General features: G+C 71.4%; 14 protein-coding genes. 7 read left to right on the forward strand and 7 right to left on the reverse strand.

What is annotated here, in order from left to right; genetic code table 11:
* Nucleotides 1–14 precede the first annotated feature (14 nt).
* Nucleotides 15–800: an SDR family oxidoreductase gene (locus tag ACFVU2_RS08015; protein ID WP_387872794.1), complete on the forward strand. Its 786-nt coding sequence runs from the start codon at nt 15–17 to the stop codon at nt 798–800.
* Here ACFVU2_RS08015 and glgB read toward each other — a convergent pair.
* Entirely contained in the window at nt 784–2,991 is a 2,208-nt protein-coding gene (gene glgB, locus ACFVU2_RS08020; protein WP_387872796.1) for a 1,4-alpha-glucan branching protein GlgB, read from the reverse strand. The genes ACFVU2_RS08015 and glgB overlap by 17 nt on opposite strands.
* A 53-nt stretch (nt 2,992–3,044) precedes the next feature.
* On the reverse strand, nt 3,045–5,009 hold the full coding sequence (locus ACFVU2_RS08025; RefSeq protein ID WP_387874383.1) for an alpha-1,4-glucan--maltose-1-phosphate maltosyltransferase: 1,965 nt from the start codon (nt 5,007–5,009) through the stop codon (nt 3,045–3,047).
* 259 nt (nt 5,010–5,268) lie between these two features.
* Between ACFVU2_RS08025 and glgP the strand changes: the two genes are divergently transcribed.
* Nucleotides 5,269–7,842: an alpha-glucan family phosphorylase gene (gene glgP / locus ACFVU2_RS08030; protein WP_387872798.1), complete on the forward strand. Its 2,574-nt coding sequence runs from the start codon at nt 5,269–5,271 to the stop codon at nt 7,840–7,842.
* Between the two features lie 7 nt (nt 7,843–7,849).
* Here the strand turns inward: glgP and ACFVU2_RS08035 are convergent, their stop codons facing one another.
* From ACFVU2_RS08035 to ACFVU2_RS08045, 3 genes are read right to left on the reverse strand one after another with little or no spacing between them, the layout of a single operon-like run.
* Nucleotides 7,850–8,380, reverse strand: a complete 531-nt coding sequence (locus tag ACFVU2_RS08035) for a hypothetical protein (RefSeq protein WP_387872800.1) — start codon at nt 8,378–8,380, stop codon at nt 7,850–7,852.
* Entirely contained in the window at nt 8,377–10,359 is a 1,983-nt protein-coding gene (locus ACFVU2_RS08040; RefSeq protein ID WP_387874386.1) for a primary-amine oxidase, read from the reverse strand. The genes ACFVU2_RS08035 and ACFVU2_RS08040 overlap by 4 nt, the downstream gene beginning before the upstream one ends.
* 14 nt (nt 10,360–10,373) lie before the next feature.
* Entirely contained in the window at nt 10,374–11,876 is a 1,503-nt protein-coding gene (locus ACFVU2_RS08045) for an APC family permease (RefSeq protein ID WP_387872802.1), read from the reverse strand.
* Nucleotides 11,877–12,080: 204 nt separating this feature from the next.
* On the opposite strand from ACFVU2_RS08045, the gene ACFVU2_RS08050 reads away from it, so the two are divergent.
* Both ACFVU2_RS08050 and ACFVU2_RS08055 read left to right on the forward strand, forming a co-directional pair.
* A complete protein-coding gene (locus tag ACFVU2_RS08050; protein ID WP_387872804.1) occupies nt 12,081–13,580 on the forward strand; it encodes an APC family permease in 1,500 nt (499 codons plus the stop codon).
* Entirely contained in the window at nt 13,577–14,251 is a 675-nt protein-coding gene (locus ACFVU2_RS08055; protein ID WP_387872806.1) for an IclR family transcriptional regulator, read from the forward strand. Before ACFVU2_RS08050 ends, ACFVU2_RS08055 begins: the two co-directional genes overlap by 4 nt.
* 71 nt (nt 14,252–14,322) lie before the next feature.
* On the opposite strand, the gene ybaK is transcribed toward ACFVU2_RS08055, so the two are convergent.
* Nucleotides 14,323–14,820, reverse strand: coding sequence for a Cys-tRNA(Pro) deacylase (gene ybaK, locus ACFVU2_RS08060; protein WP_387872808.1), 498 nt, complete (start codon nt 14,818–14,820; stop codon nt 14,323–14,325).
* Nucleotides 14,820–16,895, reverse strand: a complete 2,076-nt coding sequence (gene glgX, locus ACFVU2_RS08065) for a glycogen debranching protein GlgX (protein WP_387872809.1) — start codon at nt 16,893–16,895, stop codon at nt 14,820–14,822. The genes ybaK and glgX overlap by 1 nt, the downstream gene beginning before the upstream one ends.
* Before the next feature lie 69 nt (nt 16,896–16,964).
* Between glgX and ACFVU2_RS08070 the strand changes: the two genes are divergently transcribed.
* From ACFVU2_RS08070 to ligA, 3 genes are all read left to right on the forward strand, one after another.
* Nucleotides 16,965–18,143, forward strand: coding sequence for a cysteine desulfurase family protein (locus ACFVU2_RS08070; RefSeq protein WP_387872811.1), 1,179 nt, complete (start codon nt 16,965–16,967; stop codon nt 18,141–18,143).
* A 46-nt stretch (nt 18,144–18,189) separates the two neighbouring features.
* Nucleotides 18,190–19,290, forward strand: a complete 1,101-nt coding sequence (mnmA, locus tag ACFVU2_RS08075; protein ID WP_387872813.1) for a tRNA 2-thiouridine(34) synthase MnmA — start codon at nt 18,190–18,192, stop codon at nt 19,288–19,290.
* A gap of 65 nt (nt 19,291–19,355) precedes the next feature.
* Nucleotides 19,356–21,734: an NAD-dependent DNA ligase LigA gene (gene ligA / locus ACFVU2_RS08080; RefSeq protein ID WP_387872815.1), complete on the forward strand. Its 2,379-nt coding sequence runs from the start codon at nt 19,356–19,358 to the stop codon at nt 21,732–21,734.
* The last annotated feature ends 90 nt before the right edge of the window (nt 21,735–21,824 follow it).

The following is a 21,824-nucleotide window of genomic DNA, read 5'->3' on the forward strand; positions in this document are numbered from 1 at the left end:
GCGAAAGGCAGCGCATGCCCCGTGTGCTCGTCGTCGGCGGCACCGGCCTCGCCGGACGCGCCGTCACCTCCACGGCTGTGGACCGCGGTCACGAGGTGGTGGTGGCCGCACGGCGGGTTCCGGACGACGACGCGCCCGCCTACGTGGAGGGCGTCCACTACGTGACGGCCGACCTCGTCGGCGGCGCCGGCCTCGAAGAGGCCGTCGACGGAGTCGATGCGATCATCGACACCAGCAACGGATCGGGCAAGCAGGCGGCACGGGTCTTCGCGCTGGGCTCCCAGAACCTGCTGCACACGGCGGCGCGGTTCGGCGTCGGCCGGGCCGTGCTGCTCTCCGTCGCCGGGATCGACGGCTCGCGCTACCCGTACTACCGCGCCAAGCTCGCGCAGGAGCGGATCTATGCCGAGTCGCACCTGGAGACGCACGTCGTGCGGGCCACGCAGTTCCACGACTTCGTGACGGCGGTCTTCGAGCGCGGCCGCCCGTTCGGCGCCCTCATCGCGCCGGCGGGGACGCGCTTCCAGCCGATCTCCGTCGACGACGTCGCCCGCGCCCTCGTGGACGACGCCGAACTCGTCGGAGCACCCGACTCGCTGCGCACCATCGGCGGCCCCGCCGTCGAGTCCGCCCGCTCGCTCGCCGAGCAGTGGAAGGCGGCCAGCGGTTCGCGCCGCCCGATCCTCCCGCTCCGCCTCGGCGGCCCCCTCGGCGCCGCCTGGCGCGCCGGACGCAACCTGGCGCCCGAGCACGCCGTCGACGGCGCGGACTACGCCGCCTGGCTCAGCGCCGGGGCCTGAGCCAGAGCGCGCCGAGCGGCGGCAGGGTCAGCACGGCCGATGCCGGGCGTCCCATCCACGATTCCTCTGCGGCCGTCACGCCGCCGAGGTTGCCGACGCCCGAGCCGCCGAAGTCGGCGGCATCGGTGTTGAGCAGCTCCTCCCACTCCCCGGCGAAGGGGAGCCCGAGGCGGTAGCCCTCGTGCGGAGCGCCGGAGAAGTTGAAGACGGCGACCAGCGGGGAGCCGTCGCGATCCTTGCGGACGAACGCGATGACGTTGCCTGCGGCGTCGGAGCCGTCGATCCACTCGAACCCGGCCGGTTCGTTGTCGAGCGCCCAGAGCTCGGGATGCGCGCGGTAGACCGCGTTGAGCTGGGCGACGAGGTTCCACAGACCGCGGTGGGCGGGCTGGTCGAGGATCCACCAGTCGAGGCCGCGCTCCTCGCTCCATTCCGACGGCTGCCCGAACTCCTGACCCATGAAGAGCAGCTGCTTGCCCGGGTGCGACCACATGAAGGCGAGGAAGACGCGCACGTTCGCGAGCTGCTGCCAGTGGTCGCCCGGCATCTTGCCGAGCAGCGACCCCTTGCCGTGCACGACCTCGTCGTGACTGATCGGCAGCAGGAAGTTCTCGCTCCACGCGTACACGAACGAGAAGGTGAGCTCGTTGTGGTGGTACGACCGCCACATCGGGTCCTCGTGCATGTACTGCAGCGAGTCGTGCATCCAGCCCATGTTCCACTTGAGCCCGAACCCGAGACCGCCGGAGGACGTCGGAGCGGTGACGCCGCTGTAGCTCGTGGACTCCTCGGCGATCATCACGGTGCCGGGGTTGCGCTTGTAGGCGGTCGCGGTGACCTCCTGCAGGAAGCCGATCGCCTCGAGGTTCTCGCGGCCGCCGTGGATGTTCGGCTCCCACTCGCCCTCGTTGCGGGAGTAGTCGAGGTACAGCATCGAGGCGACCGCGTCGACCCGGAGCCCGTCGACGTGGAACTCCTCGAGCCAGTAGAGCGCGTTGGCGACGAGGAAGTTGCGCACCTGCGAGTTGCCGTAGTCGAAGATGTAGGTGCCCCAGTCCTTGTGCTCTCCGCGCCGGGGGTCGGGGTGCTCGTAGAGCGCTTCGCCGTCGAAGCGTGCGAGCGCCCAGTCGTCCTTGGGGAAGTGCCCGGGGACCCAGTCCATGATCACGCCGATGCCCGCCTGGTGGAGGCGGTCGATCAGATGCTTGAGGTCGTCGGGGGAGCCGAACCGGCTGGTCGGGGCGTAGTACCCGGTGACCTGGTAGCCCCAGGATCCGCCGAAGGGGTGCTCCGAGAGCGGGAGGAACTCGACGTGCGTGTAGCCGAGGGCCACGACGTAGTCGATGAGCTGATCGGTCGCCTCGCGGTAGCCGAGACCGGGGCGCCAGCTGCCGAAGTGCAGCTCGTAGATGCTCATCGGGCCCGAGTGCGGGTCGCTCTCGGCGCGGCGGCGCATCCACTCGCCGTCCGCCCAGGCATGGTGGGAGGTCGTGACGACCGACGCGGTCGCCGGCGGGATCTCGGCGGTCTGCGCCATAGGGTCGATCTTGCGCTTCCAGGCGCCGTCGCGGCCCAGGATGTCGAACTTGTAGAGCTCGCCGTCGACCAGCCCCGGCACGAACAGCTCCCAGACGCCGGAGACGCCCATCGTCCGCATCGCGTGCTGCGTGCCGTCCCAGCCGTTGAAGTCGCCGACCACGCGGACCGCCTTGGCGCGCGGCGCCCACACGGTGAACGCCGTGCCGACGACGCCGCCGAGGTCGCGGACGTGGGCGCCGAGCGCCGTCCAGAGCTGCTCGTGGCGCCCCTCCCTGATGAGGTGGAGGTCGAGCTCGCCGATCGTGGGCGAGAAGCGGTAGGGGTCGTCGGCGGTCCAGGTGCTGCCGTCGGCGTAGCGTGCCTCGATCTCGTAGGGCCCCGGGCCGAGGATGTCGACGCCCTGCCAGATGCCGTGCGCGAGGTGCGCCAGCTCGAGGTGCGCGCCCGTGGGGAGGATGGCGAACACCTCGGTCGCGAGCGGCCGCAGCACGCGGATGACGGTGATCGCGTCGGCGACGCCCGGCGCGCTCACGCGGTGCTGGCCGAGCACGGCGTGCGGGTCGTGGTAGGCGCCGGTGGCGACGGCCAGGAGGAGGCCGTCGTCCAGCGCGGGCAGGTCGACGGCGGCTGCGCCTTCGGGGATCGGGCTCATCGTGCTCCTTCTGGGGTGTGGTCGACCGCGGGCGGCCGGAGACGGACCGTCGCTCAGAGCGGCTTGACGACCAGGATGTGCACGGGCTCGGCGAAGGCGTCGAGACGGACGTAGTTGTCGGCCCCCCACGTCCAGCGCTGGCCGGTGACGACATCCTTGACCTCGAACGTCGAACCCGGCGCGAGGCCGAGCGCTGCGACGTCGAGGTGGACGATGGTCTCGCGGACCGAGTGCGGGTCCACGTTGGCGACCACGAGCACCGTGTCGGCCTTGCCGCTGCGGGTGAACGCGCCCGGCAGGTGCTTGGAGTAGACGAGGATGGCGTCGTCCTCGCTGCCGTGCACGTGCAGGTTGCGCAGCTGGCGCAGCGCGGGATGCTCGCTGCGTGCGCGGTTCAGCAGGGTGAGGTACGGGGCGAGCGAGCGGCCGAGCGTCTGCGCACGGGTGTAGTCGCGCGGCCGGTACTCGTACTTCTCGTTGTCGATGTACTCCTCGGCGCCGGGGCGGGCGACGTTCTCGAACAGCTCGTAGCCGGAGTAGACGCCCCAGGTCGGTGCGCCGGTCGCGGCGATCGCGGCGCGCACCTTGAAGGCCGCCGGTCCGCCGAACTGGAGGTACTCGGTGAGGATGTCGGGGGTGTTGACGAACAGGTTCGGCCGCAGGAAGTCGGCCGTCTCGGTGGCGAGGCCAGTGAGGAACTCCTCGAGCTCCTCCTTGGTGTTGCGCCAGGTGAAGTACGTGTACGACTGCTGGAACCCGGCCTTCGCGAGGGTGTGCAGCAGGGCGGGGCGGGTGAACGCCTCGGCGAGGAAGACCACGTCGGGGTCGGTGGCGTTGATCGTGCGGATCAGCCACTCCCAGAAGTGCAGGGGCTTGGTGTGCGGGTTGTCGACGCGGAAGATGCGCACGCCCAGCGCCATCCAGTGCCGCACGATGCGCAGCACCTCGGTGCGCAGGCCCTCGTAGTCGTTGTCGAAGTTGATCGGATAGATGTCCTGGTACTTCTTGGGCGGGTTCTCGGCGTAGGCGATCGTGCCGTCCGGGAGGGTCGTGAACCACTCGGGGTGCTCGGTGACCCAGGGGTGGTCGGGGGAGGCCTGCAGCGCGAGATCGAGCGCCACCTCGAGACCGGCCTGCTTGGCCTTGCCGAGGAAGTGCGCGAAGTCCTTCTCGGTGCCGAGGTCGGGGTGGATGGCGTCGTGACCGCCCTCGGCGGAGCCGATCGCCCACGGCGAGCCCGGGTCGTTCGGTCCGGCGTCGAGGGTGTTGTTCGGTCCCTTGCGGAAGGTGCGGCCGATCGGGTGGATCGGTGGCAGGTAGACGACGTCGAAGCCCATGGCTGCGACCTCGGGGAGGCGCTTGGCGGCCGTGCGGAAGGTCCCCGACTTCCAGGAGCCGTCCGCGAGCTTCTTGGCGCCCTCCGAGCGCGGGAAGAACTCGTACCAGCTGCCGACGCCCGCCCGCGTGCGTTCGACGGTGATGGCGCGCGTCTCGGAGAGCGACGGGAGGCTGACGATCGGGCGTTCCGTCAGGATGCGCACGATGCGGTCGTCGACCGCGGCGGCGAAGCGGGCCTCCACGGTCGCAGCGGTGTCCGCGACGACCTTCGCGGCCTCGCCGAGGTGGCGGCGCTCGGCCGGGCTGCGGCGCTTGTCCTTCGCGGCGGCCGCGAGCAGCTCGCGGCCCATGGTCAGCATGAGCTCGACGTCGATCCCGGCAGGGACCTTCACCTCGGCGTTGTGCTTCCAGGTGGCGTAGTCGTCGGCGTAGGCCTGCACGCGGTAGCGCCAGAGGCCCTCGGTCTCGAGCTGGACCTCCACCTCCCACCGGTCGGTGCCGGGGGCGATCGGGTGCATGTGGTGCTCGGTCTGCACGCCGGTGGGGTCCAGCAGCAGGAGGTCGACGCCGATGCGGTCGTGGCCCTCGCGGAACGAGGTCACCCGGAAGGGGACGACCTCGCCGCGGAAGGCCGTGGCGGGCCAGTGGCCCTCGTCGACCTGCGGCGAGAGCCCGAGGATCGGGATGCGGGTCAGCAGCGGCACGTATTCCGTCGGTGCAGTCTCCGTCGGTGCAGTCTCCGTCGGTGCGGGCGGCACGGAGCCGGTGGCCGCGGGATCGGTGGCCGGCGCCGCCTGCTGCACCCCCTCGTCCGGGAGACGGTCGACGGTGGCCTTCTGCGCCGCTGCGGCGGACGGATTGGTCGCTGCGCTCTTTCCCACAACCCCGACCGTACACTCATTAACCTCCCCGACATGAGCCTCCCGTAGGGTGGGGCAGGTGAAGGCCATCCGTAGATTCACCGTCCGAGCCGTCCTGCCCGAGAACCTCTCCGCACTGGAGGAGTTGGCGGGCAATCTCCGCTGGTCGTGGCACGAGCCGACCAAGGAGCTCTTCGCCCGCATCTCGCCGGAACTGTGGCACCAGGTCGAGCACGATCCGGTCGCGCTCCTCGGCGCCGTCGACCCCGGCAGGCTGGCCGAGCTCGCCGCCGATCAGGGGTACGTCGACTGGGCGAACCACACCCGCGACGAGCTGCGGGCCTACCAGAACGACCCGCGCTGGTACCAGACGCTGGGCGAGAGCGCTCCGCGCACGATCGCGTACTTCTCGCCGGAGTTCGGCATCGCCGCTGCGCTGCCGCAGTACTCGGGCGGTCTCGGCATCCTCGCCGGCGACCACCTGAAGGCGGCGAGCGACCTCGGGGTACCGCTGGTGGCGGTCGGACTCTTCTACCGGGCCGGGTACTTCACCCAGGCGATCACGCCCGACGGCTGGCAGCAGGAGAGCTACCCGTCGCTGGATCCCGACGGCCTCCCGCTGAGCGTTCTGCGCAATCCGGATGGCACGCCCGTCGAGATCTCGCTCGCCCTGCCCGACGGCGTGCTGCACGCGCGGGTGTGGCAGGCGGCGGTCGGGCGGGTGCGGCTGCTGCTGCTCGACACCGACATCCCCGAGAACGAGGAGCGCCTGCGCTCCGTCACCGACCGGCTGTACGGCGGGGGCGGCGAGCACCGTCTGCTCCAGGAGCTGCTGCTCGGCATCGGCGGCGTGCGCGCGCTCGAGGCGTGGTCGGAGCTGACCGGCGCCGCGGCCGCCGAGGTGTTCCACACCAACGAGGGCCACGCCGGCTTCCTCGGCCTGGAGCGCATCGCGAACCTCATCGGCGACGGTCTGAGCTTCGACGAGGCCCTGCAGGTGGTGCGCGCCGGCACGGTGTTCACGACGCACACCCCGGTTCCCGCGGGCATCGACCGGTTCGACCGGCCGCTCGTGGAGCGCTACTTCTCGACCTCCCTGCTGCCGGGTGTCGAGGTGCAGCAGGTCCTCTCGCTCGGCGCGGAGGACTACCCCGGCGGCTCGCCCGACGTGTTCAACATGGCCGTGATGGGCCTGCGCCTCGGCCAGCACGCGAACGGCGTGTCCCAGCTGCACGGCGAGGTCAGCCGGCAGATGTTCAGCGGCCTCTACCCGGGCTTCGACCCGCAGGAGGTGCCGATCGACTCGGTCACCAACGGCGTGCACGCGCCGACGTGGACCGACCCCATGCTGCGCGCGCTCGCCCTGGAGCGCCTCGGCACCGACGACACCACCCACGCGGACTGGGCGAACTCCGGTGCGGTCGGCGACGCCGACCTGTGGTCCGTGCGCAACCGGATGCGGGAGCAGCTCGTGCAGGACGCACGGCTGCGTCTGCAGGCCGCGTGGGAGGAGCAGAACCCCGGCGGCATCGCACCCGCGTGGATGAGCGACCTCCTCGACCCGAACGTGCTGACGATCGGCTTCGCCCGCCGCGTGCCGACCTACAAGCGGCTGACCCTCATGCTGCACGACCCGCAGCGGCTGCGGAACATCCTGCTGCACGCGGAGCGCCCGGTGCAGTTCGTGATCGCGGGCAAGTCGCACCCGGCAGACGACGAGGGCAAGCGGCTCATCCAGAAACTCGTGCAGTTCGCCTCGGAGCCCGAGATCCGCAGCCGGATGGTCTTCCTGCCCGACTACGACATCGGCATGGCGCAGCTGCTGTACCCGGGCACCGACATCTGGCTGAACAACCCGTTGCGCCCGCTCGAGGCGTGCGGCACCTCCGGGATGAAGGCGGCGCTCAACGGGGCGCTCAACCTGTCCATCCTCGACGGCTGGTGGAACGAGTTCTACGACGGCGAGAACGGCTGGGCGATCCCGTCCGCCGACGCCGCCGGAGACGGTGCGGAGCGCGACGCTCTCGAGGCCGAGGCCATGTACGACCTCATCGAGCACCAGATCGCACCGCGCTTCTACGACCGCGACGGGGACGGGGTGCCGTCCGCGTGGGTCGGGCAGATCCGCCACACGCTCGCCACCCTGTCGCCGTCGCTGAGCGCCGAGCGCATGGTGAAGGAGTACGTGGAGCGGCTCTACATCCCGGCCTCCGGGTACGAGGAGCGGCTGAGCGCGGACGGCTTCGCCGCCGCCCGCGGGCTGGCCGCCTGGAAGGACCGCGTGCGTGCGGCGTGGCCGGGGGTCAACGTCGCCCACGTGGACGCAGGTGGAGTGGACGCCGTGCCCCAGGTCGGCGACCAGCTGCACGTGCGCGCGCTCGTGCACCTGAACGGCCTGAAGCCGGAGGATGTCGAGGTGCAGGTCGTGTACGGCCGCAGCCAGGAGGGCGACGACCTCGTCGACGTGCGGCACCAGCGACTCGACCTCGACCACGGCGTGCCCGGGGCGGACGACCCGTCCGTCGCGCACGAGTACGTGGGGACGGTCACGCTCTCCTGGGCGGGATCGTTCGGTTACACGGTGCGCGTCGTCCCGGTGAACGATCTCCTGCTGTCGACGGCCGAGCTCGGACTGGTCTCGGTCGCCTCCTGACGCCCGGCTAGGCGACGAGCGGCAGCGCCATCAGCGCGATGGAGACGGCTCCCAGTGCCGCCTCCATCCGCGGGAGCACGGGCAGGCGACGGCGCAGCGCGATGGTCGTCGAGGCGGCCGCGAACGCGAGTGCGGCGACGGCGACCACCGCGACGACCGGGAAGCCGTGCTCGCCGTGCCCGTCGTGCGGCGGCGATCCCGGGGCGTGGTGACCGGAGGCCAGCAGGATCAGGCCCGCCATCACCACGGCCTGGAGTGCGCGGTGCGCCGCCATCGTGCGCACCGGATGCGCGGTCGCGCCCGAGTCGGCGCGCAGCCGAAGCCGGATCGCGGAGGCGAGGGCGAGTGTCACGAGCACCGCGGACCAGACGACCGGTGCGATCACGGGACGTGCGAGGAGCATGGTGTCCGCCATCGCCGCGAGCATGGTCAGCATCCCGAGCCAGGCGAGCGGGGAGCGGCGGTCGGCGCCGCCCGCCACGCAGCATGCCCCCAGCGTGGCCGGGAGCATGCTGCCGAGGTGGAGGGCCTCGATCATCCGTGGTGCGCGTCGTGGCCGTGGTGTCCCGGTGCGCAATGCGCGGGAGCCTCGGCGGGCACGTTGAGGGCGGGGTTGCGGCCGAAGAATCCGTACGGCTTCAACGTGAACTTCGCGTAGTCCACCGGCATCACCGGCCAGTCCTCGACCCGCGGGAAGTGGGTGGGCCCGAAGGTGTGCCAGAGCACGATGTCCTCCCCGTCGAGCGGCCGGTCGGCGGCCATGTACGCGGGCAGGCCGTCGCCGCCCGGGTTCTGGTTGACGAACTCGCCGGCCGGGTAGCGCTCGTCGCTCGCGTACTGCGTCACCCACACCTGCTTGGTCGTGAACGCCGCGCGTGCCGTGACCGTAGCCGACGGGTCGGCCATCAGGGTCGGGTTCTGCTCGGCGTGCAGGACGTAGCCGGTCGGCTGCCCGAGACGGTTGGTCTTCTCGGTGTTGACGATGTGCCAGGTGCGCGCCACCGAGGCGTCGGCGTCGCGGGCGCCCTCGGCCTCGCTCGCGATCCGGGTGGCCCGCTTGGTGAAAGCGTTGCCGTACGGGTTCGACGCGCTGATCGGCAGACGCACCGCATCGACCTCCTCCACCGCATTCGCCAGACCGTCGACCATCATGTCGAGGCGTGCCGAGAAGAGGTGCTGGTGGTACGGCGCGCCGAGTCCCGGAGCCACCTGGCTCGCGGTGGCCGATCCCTCCACATAGGCGGAGGTGAACAGGATGCCGGTGAGCTTCGCCTCGCACTCGATCGTGCCGTCGAGGTACAGGTACCAGTAGAACCCGTAGTCGTAGTTGCCGACGGTGGTGAAGAACGAGATCACCAGCCTCCGCGACCGCCGCACCTCGTTGGCCGAGGTGAACATGTCCGTGTGCTTCCAGAGCGTCCCGTAGTCCTCCTCGTGCATGCAGATCGCGTTCTCGACGGTCTTCGGCCGCCCGAACTCGTCCGACATCACGGCGTCGAAGTAGCGGATCTCACCCAGGCAGTCGCAGCCGAGGGTGAGGGAGTTCGCGAAGCGGCCGAACAGGTACTCGCCGGTGTCGAAATAGTTCTGCCAGTAGCGCGTGGGCGACGGGTCGGCGTACGGCACGACCATCTCGGCGATGGAGGCGCGGTAGACGACCGGCCGCACCGCGCCGCCCTGATCCGGGTCGGCGAACGCGAGATCGCGCAGGATCAACCCTTCGCGGGCGTCGAAGCCGAGCGAGAACGACCAGTTGGCCCACGTGACCGTGTCCCCGTCGACCGCGAAGCTCGGACCCTCCGGCTGGGTGATGGAGATCGGCTTGAGCGTGTCGAGCGGCGCAGGGCGCTCGGACTCGAGGTGGAAGTTGCCCGGCTCCTCCGGGACGGGGAGCTCGGCCGCATCCACCACCTGGATCACCTCGCGGGAGATCACGTCGACGTAGGCGCACAGGCCGTCGACGGGGTGCGCCCACGGGTGGTCCTCGGCGTGATCCATCCGGAAGGCGAAGACGCGGATGATCCGCCGCCCCTCCTCGCCGGGGATGTCGTAGGAGCCGGGGGAGAGCGGCGCGTACACGACCTGCTCGACGGTCAGCCCACGCTTCTCGAGGGCGGCCGACCAGCCGGAGTCCGCGACCAGGATGCCGCCGATCGCCTCGAACTCCTCCTCGAGGATGGGCACCTGGCCGCGGGCGCCGTCGATCGGTACCAGGGCGACGACCTCCCCGCGGGTCAGGGAGACGGCGGCGTCGATGCTGTCGCCGGTCGCGACGTCGAGCAGCAGGACGCGCGCCTCGCGGTCGGGCGCCGGCGCGTCGCCGGCGCGGGCCGCCAGCACGTCCGCCTTGTCGGGCTCCAGGAGGCCGACGTAGACGAAGCGCGTCGAGTCGGTCACGGCGCCGGCCGCGCGCAGGATGCGGGTCGCCGCCTCGATCTCCGCAGCGGTGAGACTCGACAGCGGACCGGATGCGGCGGTGTCGTCGGCGGGCAGGGTCAGGGGAAGCTCGGTGGTCATGGTGCTCACGTCTCCTAGGCGCTGATGGTGTCGATGATGTTCTCGTAGGCGTCGCGCTTGCTCCGGCGCAGGACGAGGGCCTGCACCACGCCGATCACGGGGAAGGCGAGCATGGCGGCGAAGAAGACGATGGAGAGCGGACCGAGCACCGGGGTGCCCTGCGCATCCACATCGCCGATGAGGAGGGGGAAGTTCTCGACGATGATGACGGTCACGCCCAGCAGGCCGATCAAGCCGATCACCGGGGCGATCACCGTGCGCCACAGGCCCGCGCCGGTCTTGGCGCGTGCGAAGTAGACGATCACGGCGAGACAGGTGAGCGCCATGAGCACCACGATCGCCAGCGTGGCGATACCGCTGAACCAGGTGAACACCTGCAGCACCGGGTCCAGCCGGAACAGCGCGAACACCGCGATCAGCACCACGGCGGTCACCGTCTGCACCAGGGACGACACGTACGGCGACGAGTGCTTCCCGTGCACCCGCCCGAGACGCGCCGGGAAGACCGACGCGTTCGCCATCGAGTGCTGGTACCGCGTCACGACGTTGTGGAACGACAGGACGCACGCGAAGAGGCTCGTGATGAGCAGCACGTTCACGATCACGCCGCCCACCGACCCGAGGTAGTGCACGGCCGTGTTGACGATGAAGCCGCCCGTGTCCTTGGCGACGACGTCCACGATCTGCGCCGGGCCCCAGCCCATCACCAGCGCCCACGACGCGAACGTGTAGAAGACGCCGATCGCGATCACCGCGATGTACGTGGCCCGCGGGATCGTCTTCTCCGGCTCCTTCGCCTCGTCGCGGAAGATCGCCGTCGACTCGAACCCGATGAATCCGGCCAGCGCGAACATCAGCCCGATGCCCGGCGACCCCGACAGCACGGTGCTCGGCTCGAACGGCGCGAGGGAGAGACCGTCGGCCCCACCCGTGCCGATGATCACGACGCTCAGGACGACGACGATGCCGACCTCCGCGATCAGCAGCACACCCAGCACACGCGAGCTCAGCTCGATGTGCCGATACCCCAGCACCCCCACCAGGGCGACCATCGCCAGCGAGTACACGTACCACGGGATGTCCGGCCCGCGTAGCGAGACCACCGACGACTCCAGCGTCGCCCCCAGATAGCCGTACACCGCGACCTGGACGGTCGTGTACGTCAGCAGCGCCAGATACGCCGCCGACAGCCCCAACGGACGCCCCATCCCATACCCGACATACGTGAAGAACGCCCCCGGACGCGGGATGAACCGGCTCATCGCACTCAACCCGACCGCGAAGAACAACAGGATGATCGCCCCGATCGCGAACATGCTCGGAACACCCGCCCCGTTGCCGAGCAGGACCGCGACGGGGAAACCGCCGCCGATCACCGTGAGCGGAGCCGCCGCTGCGACGACCATGAAGACGATCGAGCCGACGCCGAGCCGGCCCGACAGCTGACGCGACGCACCCGAACCGCGGATCGCGATCGGATCGCCGAGCAGAGCCTGAGGCTCCTGTGCTGCGGTCATGAGTTCCTCCAAAGGGGAGAGACGGGAAGGGGATGGATGCGGCCAGTCTCACCACGCGGTGTTGCGCCGCCGTTCCACCCGCGTGAAGAGTCGGCGCTCGCCGAATGGGACGCCACGTGTCGCATTCGACGGTCACGCTCCCGTGACGCCGCGGAAACCCGGACGCAACACATGGGACGTAGCCTCGCGAGCGAGGAGCACTCCGTGACAGCACAGCCACCCGTGACGGCCCTGAGCCGGGCGATCGCCGATCCGCGGCCGGTCGACGGCCTCCCCGTGCGCTCGCCGCTGGCCGGCCTCGATCGCCGCAGCCTCGGATTCCTCGACGTGCTGGCCCAATCGGTCGGGGCCGTCGCCCCCTCGGCCGCCGCGGCGACCTGCCCCGTGCTGGTCGCCGCGCGCGCCGGGTCGGGGACGCTGCTGGCCTTCCTCCTCGCGGCCGTCCTGATGACCCTCGTCGCCTCCGCGGTCAACCAGTTCACCCGGCGGATGGCCGCCACCGGCTCCCTGTACACGTTCGCCGCGCGCGGCCTCGGGGTGCGCGCGGGGTTCGCCACGAGCGCCGCCATGCTCGTCGGGTACGGCTTCGTCGCGATGTTCGCCCTCCTCGGAGCGGCGTACTACACGCTCACGCTGCTGTCCCACGCATCCCCGGGCCTGGCCGGCTCGCGCCCGCTGGTGCTGGTGCTGCTCGCCGGCTTCGGCGCGCTCTGCCTGCTGGTGCTCTGGCGGGGCATCCGGCTCTCCACCCGGGTCACACTGGTCATCGAGCTGCTGTCGATCGGCGCCATCCTCGTGCTCATCGCCGTCCTGCTCGTCCGCGTGCCCAGCACCTCCTTCTGGAGCGTCGCCCTGCCGCACGACGTCGGCCTCCCGCAGCTCGCGGCGGGGACCACCGTGGCGATCACCGCCTTCGTGGGCTTCGAGAGCGCGGCCACCCTCGGAGCGGAGTCGCGACGGCCGTTCGCGACGATCCCACGCACCATCCGCTGGACGGTGATCGCCGCCGGAGTCCTCTACCTGCTCTCCGCGTACACGCAGCTCGCGGGCTTCGACGCCCTCGGCGGAGACCTCGCGGCCAGCGACAGCCCCGTGAACGACCTCGCCGCACGCGCCGGAGTCGAATGGATCGGCCTCCTCCTCGACGGCGCCCTCGCGTGCTCCTTCCTGGCCTGCGCGCTCGCCTCCACCACCGCACTCGCCCGCGTGCTCTTCTCGCTCGGCCGCGAAGGCATCGCACCGCGCGCCCTCGGCCGCACGCACCGGCGGTTCCGGACGCCGCACATCGCGCTCGCCGTCGGCCTCGGCGCCGAAGTGCTCGTGCCCGCCGTCCTGGTCGTGTGCGGGATGGGCGCCTGGCAGGCGATGGGCGTCATCGTCGTCTGCGCGGCCGCCGGCTACATGACCGCCTATGCGCTGGTGTGCGTCGCGACGCCGTTCTTCCTGCGCCGGATCGGCGAGCTGACGATCGGGCCGGCCGTCGCCGCCACCGTCGCCGCGCTCGGCCTGGTCGCCGCGCTCGGCCTCGACCTCTGGCTGGAGGTCTCCGGGACGCGCGCGCTCGCCGTGCTGCTGCTGGCCGTCGTCGCCGTCGTCGCCGTGATCCTGTACCTGGTGTGCCGGCGCCGGCGGTCGGAGGCACTCGGCAGGATCGGCCTGTACGACGAGCCGACGACGGGGGACGTGCTCGGCGGGTCGCCATGAACGCCATCCCGGAGCTGAGCGGTCGCCAGCCCGGCGCGGTCCACAGTGCGCTCACGGTGCTGGAGGAGGTGGCGCGCTCCGGTCCGGGGATCACCGCCCAGCAGATCTCGGTCCGTCTGGGACTCCCGCGGGCCACGGCCTACCGGCTCCTCAACCTCCTGGTGCAGGACGAGTACCTGGTGCGCATGCCCGATCTGCGCGGGTTCGCGCTCGGACGTAAAGTCGCCGAGCTCGCCGACGTCGCCCAGGCGCAGGATGCCGCGGCGACGGCGCGCCAAGCGGTCACCGACCTGCGCACGCACATCCGCGGCGGGGTGCATCTCGCGGTGTACCGCGACGGCCGCGTCGTGCCGGTCGATGTCGACCCCGACTTCCCGCTCTCCGATCCGAAGCGCATCGGCAGCGATCTCAGCGTCTCGGCCCTCGGCCGGCTGCTGCTGGCGGAGCAGGCGGCGCGCACCGTCCCGTCGCCGACCCAGTACGCCACGCAGGAGGGGGAGCTCACGCCCGGCTTCGGGTGCCTGGCGGTCCCGGTCCGGGGCGACGACGACCGCCTCATCGCCGGTCTCGCGCTGGCCGTTCCCGCCTCGCGGCTCGCCGACCGCGACGGCCTCGTCTCGCTCGTCGCCGACACCGCGATCCGGCTCGGCTCACTGCTTCAGCGGGTCTGATCAGGCCGCGCGCACGAGGCGGACCACCTCGACGTCGGCGGGGACGGCCTCCGGAGACGAGGGGCCGACCGTCATGCGGTCTCCTTCGCGATCGCGGCGAACGTGCCCCCGGTTGCCTGCACGAGGGCGTCGGGGGCGAGCTCGATGTCGAGACCGCGCTTGCCACCGGAGACGAAGACCGTGTCGAACAGCTGGGCGGTCTCGTCCACGACCGTCGTGTGCCGGGTCTTCTGCCCGATCGGGCTGATGCCGCCCACGACGTACCCCGTGCGGCGCTCCGCCACGGCCGGGTCCGCCATCGTGGCGCGCTTGGCACCGACCGCCGAGGCGAGGGCCTTCAGGTCGAGGAGGCCGGTCACCGGCACGACGCCCACCACCAGCCCGATCTCGGTGTCGGCGAGCAGCGTCTTGAACACGCGCTCCGCCTCCACGCCGAGCGCCTCAGCGGCCTCGAGCCCGTAGGAGGCGGCGGCGGGATCGTGGTCGTACGGGTGCAGTGCGAAGGGCAGACCGGCCGCCGTCAGCGCGACGGTGGCCGGTGTGCCCGCCGAGGCCTTCTGCTTCGCCATCAGTCAGCGGGCCCGGAGACGCGGGGGCCGTTGGCGCGGAAGAGCTGCATGGAGGCGCCGCCGACCAGTCGCGTCGCACCGGGGAGCAGGAGGGCCGGGTCCTCCGGGATCGGCACCTCGGTCGCGCTGTCCCAGAGCAGCTGGTACGACTCCACGCCGGGAGCGACGGGCAGCGACACCTCCACGTCGTCCTCCACTCCGTGCACGATCAGGAGCACCCGGTTGAACTCCTCCGTGTCGGGGGTCGAGGCGACGAGGTACTGGAGCGTGCGGTTCTCGGGGGAGTTCCAGTCCTCGTCGTCCATCCCGGTGCCGGAGGCGTCGAACCAGTCCATGTGGCTGGCGTTGGGCGTCGTCTCGCCGTAGACGGCGTACCGGCTGGGGCGCAGCGCCGGGTTGGTGCGGCGCAGCTCCAGCAGGCGCTTCGTCGTCTCCACGAACTCGCGCTCCTCGCGGGAGCGCAGCCAGCTCAGCCAGGTGAGCTCGCTGTCGTGGCAGTACGCGTTGTTGTTGCCGCGCTGCGTGCGGCCGTACTCGTCGCCCGCGGTGATCATCGGCACACCGGCCGAGAGCAGCAGCGTCCCCATCAGGTTGCGCATGGCCTTGTGCCGGTCGAGCAGCACGCTCTCATCCACCGTCGGGCCCTCGACGCCGTGGTTGAACGAGCGGTTGTTGTCCGTCCCGTCGCGGTTGTCCTCGCCGTTGCCGAGGTTGTGCTTGACGTCGTACGCCGTGAGGTCGGCCATCGTGAAGCCGTCGTGCGCCGTGACGAAGTTGACCGACGCGAGCGGGCCGCGCTCGGGCGAGAACGTGTTCGACGATCCGGCGAGGCGTGTGGCGAAGCCGCCGATGCCGACCGGCGCCTGGCCGTGGCGGCGCGCCTCGGCGATGTCGGCGAGCCAGAAGTTGCGCACGCGGTCGCGGTAGCGGTCGTTCCACTCCGACCAGCCGTCCGGGAAGTTGCCGGTCTGCCAGCCGCCGAGGCCGACATCCCACGGCTCGGCGATCATCTTCACGTCCTGCAGCCCCGGATCGTCGAGGGCGGCGTGCAGGAGCGGATGGTCGGGGGAGTACGCGGCGTCGGCGCCGCGCCCGAGGGTCGCCGCCAGATCGAACCGGAAGCCGTCGATCTGCATCTCGTTCGCCCAGTACCGCAGGGAGTCGAGCACGAGGCGCTGCGGGACGGGCCGCCCGAAGTCGACCGTGTTGCCGCATCCCGTGACGTCGATGTAGACGCCCTGGTCGTCCTGCCGGTAGTACGTGGCGTTGTCGATGCCGCGGAAGCTGGTGCGCGGCCCCCCGATTCCCTCCTCGGCCGTGTGGTTGTAGACCACGTCGAGGATGACCTCGATGCCGGCGAGGTGCAGCAGCTTCACCATGCCCTTGAACTCGGCGATGACCGCCTCGGGACCCGCCGCCTGCGCGGCGCGCGACGCGTACTGCGCGTGCGGGGTGAAGAAGTTCAGGGTGTTGTAGCCCCAGTAGTTGGTCAGACCCTGCTGGATGAGGCGCTGCTCCGAGACGAAGGTCTGGACGGGCAGCAGCTCGACGGCGGTCACCCCGAGGTCGCGCAGGTAGCCGATGGACGACTCGTGCGCGAGCCCGGCGTACGTGCCGCGCAGGTCCTCCGGGACGGCCGGGTTGACCTTGCTGAAGCCGCGCACGTGCGCCTCGTAGACGACCGTGCGATCGAGCGGGGTGGCGGGCTTTCGCGCCTCGCCCCAGTCGAAGCCGTCCTCGATGACGACACCGCGCCAATGGTCGGAGCCGGCCCGGACGATGCCGCGGGCGTATGGATCGAGCAGCAGCGTCTCGGGATTGAAGGTGTTCTGCGGCGACGTGGGCCCGGAGACGCGGATCGCGTACCGGCTGCCCACGGTCAGCGAGCGCGAGCGCACCGACCAGACGCCGTTCGCATCACGGGTCATCGGCCGGGTCTTCACGAGCCAGTTGGGGTCGCGCTCGTCGAAGAGGCACAGCTCCATCGCGTCGGCGTGCGCCGAGAACACCCGCAGCTCGCCGCCGTTCGGCCCGACGCGGACGCCCAGATTGCGGAGAGGATCGGCGGAGGTCATGCGATCTAGAGTAGTGAGTGGCGCGCGGGCATCCGCTGCCGCCGCACCCGCGAACCGAGGAGGGCACCGGTGCCGGTCTATCTCGACCACGCCGCGACGACCCCCATGCGCCCCGAGGCCATCGCCGCCTACGTCGACGCGATGGGCGTCGTCGGCAACCCGTCGAGCATCCACAGCCAGGGCCAGCAGGCCAAGCGGATGCTCGAGGAGGCCCGCGAGACCGTGGCCGCCACGCTCGGCTGCGACCCGATCGAGGTCGTCTTCACGTCGGGCGGAACCGAGTCGATCAACCTCGCGGTGAAGGGTCTCTACTGGGCACGCAACGCCGCAGCCGTCCGGCCGAGGATCCTCGTTCCGGGCGGCGAGCACCACGCCACGACGGACACGGTCGACTGGCTCGAGCGGGCGGAGGGCGCGCGGCCCCAGTGGCTCGCCCTCGACGCCGAGGGGCGCATCGTCCCGTCGCCGATCGAGGCGCCCGACGAGACCGCGCTGCTCACGTTCCTGGCCGTCAACAACGAGGTCGGGACCATCCAGCCGGTGCGGGAGCTGACGGACCGGGCCCGGGAGGTCGGGGTGCCGGTGCACGTCGACGCCGTCTCGGCCTACGGCCACCTGCCCATCGACTTCGCGGCCTCGGGCGCGGACGCCCTCAGCGTCTCCGCCCACAAGATCGGTGGACCGGCCGGCATCGGCGCTCTGGTGCTCGCCCGCACCTCCACCGTCGTGCCGCTGATCCACGGCGGAGGGCAGCAGCGCCAGGTGCGCAGCGGCACGCAGGACGTCGCCGCGGCGGTCGCCTTCGCCGTCGCCGCGCGCGCCGCCGAGACCGAGCGCGCGTCGGAGGCGGCGCGGTTGTCGTCGCTGCGCGACCGGCTCGTCGACGGGGTGCGTGCCGCCGTCCCGGAGGCCCTGCTCAGCGGACCCGGAACCGCATCGGGGGACCGCGTCGCGTCGAACGCGCACTTCGTCTTCCCGGGCGCGCAGGGGGACTCGCTGCTCTTCCTGCTCGACATGGCCGGCCTCTCGGTGTCGACCGGATCCGCCTGCACGGCCGGCATCCCGGAGCCGTCGCAGGTACTGCTCGCGATGGGCCGCAGCGAGCTCGACGCCCGCAGCGCCCTGCGGTTCACCCTGGGCCGGACGTCCACCCAGGCGGATGTCGACGCGCTGATCGCCGCCCTCCCCGGCGCCTACGCGCAGGCGGGGCGCGCCGGCCACGCGGAGCGCGCCTCCCGTCTCGCCTGAGCGGCCACCGGGCCGACCCCCAGCCGCGGCGGCGTAGAATCCCGGGGTGAAGGTTCTGGCGGCGATGAGCGGGGGTGTCGACTCCGCGGTGGCTGCTGCGCGCGCCGTCGAGGCCGGACACGACGTGGTCGGGGTGCACCTGGCCCTGAGCCGGATGCCCGGCACGCTGCGCACCGGCAGCCGCGGCTGCTGCACGATCGAGGACTCGATGGACGCCCAGCGCGCGGCGAACATCATCGGCATCCCGTACTACGTGTGGGACTTCTCCGAGCGCTTCAAGCTCGACGTCGTCGACGACTTCATCGCCGAGTACGCCGCCGGCCGGACCCCCAACCCGTGCATGCGCTGCAACGAGCGGATCAAGTTCGCCGCCCTGCTCGAGAAGGCCCTCGACCTCGGCTTCGACGCCGTGTGCACCGGTCACTACGCCGCCATCCTGACCGACGAGCACGGCAACCGCGAGCTGCATCGCGCCAGCGCGTGGGCAAAGGACCAGTCCTACGTGCTCGGCGTGCTCACCGCCGAGCAGCTCGCGCACGCGATGTTCCCGCTCGGCGCCACGCCCTCGAAGGCGGAGGTGCGGGCGGAGGCGGAAGCGCGCGGGCTGAGCGTGGCCAACAAGCCCGACTCCCACGACATCTGCTTCATCCCCGACGGCGACACGCGCGGCTGGCTCGCCGAGCGGGTCGGCGCGGAGACCGGCGACATCCTGGACCGCGAGGGAAACCGCATCGGCAGCCACGAAGGCGCGCTCGCGTTCACCGTCGGGCAGCGGAAGGGCCTCAACATCGGCTACCCCTCGGCGGACGGGCGCCCCCGCTTCGTGCTCGAGGTGCGTCCCAAGGACAACACCGTCGTGGTCGGCCCGAAGGAGGCGCTCGACATCGCCGAGATCGGCGGCTCGCGCTTCACCTGGGCCGGTCTCGCTCCGGAGGATCCGGCGACGCCGTTCGAGTGCGACGTGCAGATCCGCGCGCACTCCGACCCGGTCCCGGCCGTCGCCTGGGTCGCGGACGGCGAGCTCGTCGTGCGCCCGCACACTCCGCTCGACGGGGTCGCGCCCGGCCAGACGGCCGTGGTCTACGTGGGCACGCGCGTGCTCGGCCAGACCACCATCGACCGCACCGTCTCGGCCGTCCCGGCCTGAGCCCGCGCCGCACGGGCCCGGAGCGCCCGGGGAGCGGTGTCGGCGGCGCTCCCTAGACTTGGTCCGTGAGCGAGATCTCTGAGACGAGTGACACCCCGGCCGAGTTCGGCGACCTCGACCTCGATTTCGATGCGGCACGAGCCGAGGCCGAGCGCCTCGCCGAGCGCATCGAGGGCGCGCGGGTCGCGTACTACGGCGACGGCGACTCGGCCCTCTCCGACGCCGAGTACGACGCCGACTTCCACCGGCTGGAGGCGATCGAGCGCGCGTTCCCCGAGCTGGCGGGGCAGGACAGCCCGACGCAGCAGGTCGGCGCGGTGGTGGCGTCGGTCGGGTTCCCGGAGCACGAGCACGCCGAGCGGATGCTCAGCCTCGACAACGTCTTCTCGATCGAGGAGTTCCGCGAGTGGGCCGCCAAGACGGCCGCGGCGGCCGGGCGGCCGGTCCGCTGGCTCACCGAGCTCAAGATCGACGGGCTCGCGATCAGCCTGGCGTACCGCGACGGCGAGCTCGAGACGGCGACGACCCGCGGAGACGGCCGGGTCGGCGAGGACATCACGGAGAACGTCGACTGGATCCCGACGATCCCGCGCCGCCTGTCCGGGAGCGGTTACCCGGCGTTCTTCGAGGTGCGCGGCGAGGTCTTCCTGAAGACGGCCGACTTCGAGGCGCTCAACGACCGGCAGCGCGCGCTGCAGGCGGCCTTCGAGACGGAGGAGCGCGCCAAGGGCCGCCCCGAGGACCGCATCAAGACCCGGTACCCCGAGTTCGCGAACGCCCGCAACACCGCGGCCGGCAGCCTCCGTCAGCGCCGCGAGAACAAGAACGCCTTCGAGCTGGAGCTCATGCGCGAACGTCTCGGGAGGCTGTCGCTCTACCTCCACGGGATCGGCGCCTGGCAGCACCCGGAGGTGGTCGCCCAGTCCGAGATCTACGGGCTCCTCGCGGGCTGGGGCCTGCCGGTCTCCCCGCACTCGCGCGTGTTCGACTCCGTCGACGACGTGGCCGGCTACATCGCCGACCGCGGCGAGCACCGGCACGACGTCGAGCACGAGATCGATGGGATCGTCGTCAAGGTCGACGAGCTCGACCTGCACGTCGAGCTCGGGGCGACGAGCCGGGCCCCGCGCTGGGCGATCGCGTACAAGTACCCGCCCGAGGAGGTCCACACGAAGCTCCTCGACATCGTCGTGGGCGTGGGGCGCACCGGTCGTGCGACCCCGTACGCCGTGATGGAGCCGGTGAAGGTCGCCGGGTCGACCGTCCGCCAGGCCACGCTGCACAACCAGCAGGTGGTCCGCGCCAAGGGCGTGATGATCGGCGACACCGTCGTGCTGCGGAAGGCCGGCGATGTGATCCCCGAGATCCTGGGCGCCGTGGAGCAGCAGCGCGACGGCACCCAGGTCGAGTGGCACATGCCCGAGGTCTGCCCGGAGTGCGGCACCCCGTTGCGCCCGATGAAGGAGGGCGACATCGACCTCCGCTGCCCGAACGCGCAGTCCTGCCCCGCGCAGGTGCGCGGCCGGGTCGAGCACATCGGATCCCGCGGCGGCCTGGACATCGAGGCACTCGGCGAGGTCACCGCGGCGGCGCTCACGCAGCCGGTCGTCCCGGCCACGCCGCCGCTCGTGACCGAAGCCCGGCTGTTCGATCTCGACATCGACGAGCTCGTCCCGGTGGAGGTGCTCGTGCGCGACTCCGAGACCGGGGAGATCAAGCTCGACGAGGTCACCGGGGAACCGATCCGGCGGCTGCCGTTCCAGCGGCTCGGCGCGAAGACCTATCCGCCCGGCACCGAGGACCTCGACCCGGCCGAGCGACGCCGGCTCGGCATCCGCAAGGACCACCAGGTCGTGCTGCCGTCGGAGGCCGCGACCAAACTGCTCGCAGAGCTCGAGAAGGCGAAGACGAAACCGCTCTGGCGCATCCTGGTCTCGCTCAACATCCGGCACGTCGGCCCCGTGGCGGCGCGTGCGCTGGCCGACTACTTCGGCTCCCTCGATGCGATCCGCGCGGCGACGCGCGAGGAGCTGGCCGAGGTGGACGGCGTCGGCGGCATCATCGCGGACGCCGTGATCGACTGGTTCGGCGTCGACTGGCACATCGACATCGTCGACCGATGGACCCGTGCGGGAGTGCAGTTCGCGACGCCCGGGCATCCGGGTCCGGGCGCCGCCGCGGAGGCCGGCGGGGTGCTCGCCGGGCTGACCGTCGTCGCCACCGGCTCTCTGGAGGGGTATACCCGGGAGGGTGCGCAGGAGGCGATCATCGCGGCGGGCGGCAAGGCCGCATCGAGCGTCTCGAAGAAGACCGATTTCGTCGCCGCCGGACCCGGCGCGGGGTCGAAACTGGCCAAGGCGGAGGAGCTCGGCCTCCGGGTCCTCGACGCCGCTCAGTTCCGGATTCTCGTCGAACAGGGTCCGGAGGCGCTCGACAACGCCTGAAACGGTCAGCCAAAGCGCGGACAGGATCCGAAGTCTCCCCCTGAATCGGGGGTAGAACGCCCTGCCGACGTCCATGTTTTCCCCGGTAGT

Origin of the sequence: Leifsonia sp. NPDC058194, assembly GCF_042883605.1 — a bacterium.
Taxonomy (GTDB): Bacteria; Actinomycetota; Actinomycetes; order Actinomycetales; family Microbacteriaceae; genus Leifsonia.

What these genes read in the sequence shown, in the direction of transcription:
- ACFVU2_RS08015 (WP_387872794.1), top strand. Translation starts at nt 15, where the DNA reads ATGCCCCGTGTGCTCGTCGTCGGCGGCACCGGCCTCGCCGGACGCGCC.
- glgB (WP_387872796.1), bottom strand. Translation starts at nt 2,991, where the DNA reads ATGAGCCCGATCCCCGAAGGCGCAGCCGCCGTCGACCTGCCCGCGCTG.
- ACFVU2_RS08035 (WP_387872800.1), bottom strand. Translation starts at nt 8,380, where the DNA reads ATGATCGAGGCCCTCCACCTCGGCAGCATGCTCCCGGCCACGCTGGGG.
- ACFVU2_RS08040 (WP_387874386.1), bottom strand. Translation starts at nt 10,359, where the DNA reads ATGACCACCGAGCTTCCCCTGACCCTGCCCGCCGACGACACCGCCGCA.
- ACFVU2_RS08045 (WP_387872802.1), bottom strand. Translation starts at nt 11,876, where the DNA reads ATGACCGCAGCACAGGAGCCTCAGGCTCTGCTCGGCGATCCGATCGCG.
- ACFVU2_RS08055 (WP_387872806.1), top strand. Translation starts at nt 13,577, where the DNA reads ATGAACGCCATCCCGGAGCTGAGCGGTCGCCAGCCCGGCGCGGTCCAC.
- ybaK (WP_387872808.1), bottom strand. Translation starts at nt 14,820, where the DNA reads ATGGCGAAGCAGAAGGCCTCGGCGGGCACACCGGCCACCGTCGCGCTG.
- glgX (WP_387872809.1), bottom strand. Translation starts at nt 16,895, where the DNA reads ATGACCTCCGCCGATCCTCTCCGCAATCTGGGCGTCCGCGTCGGGCCG.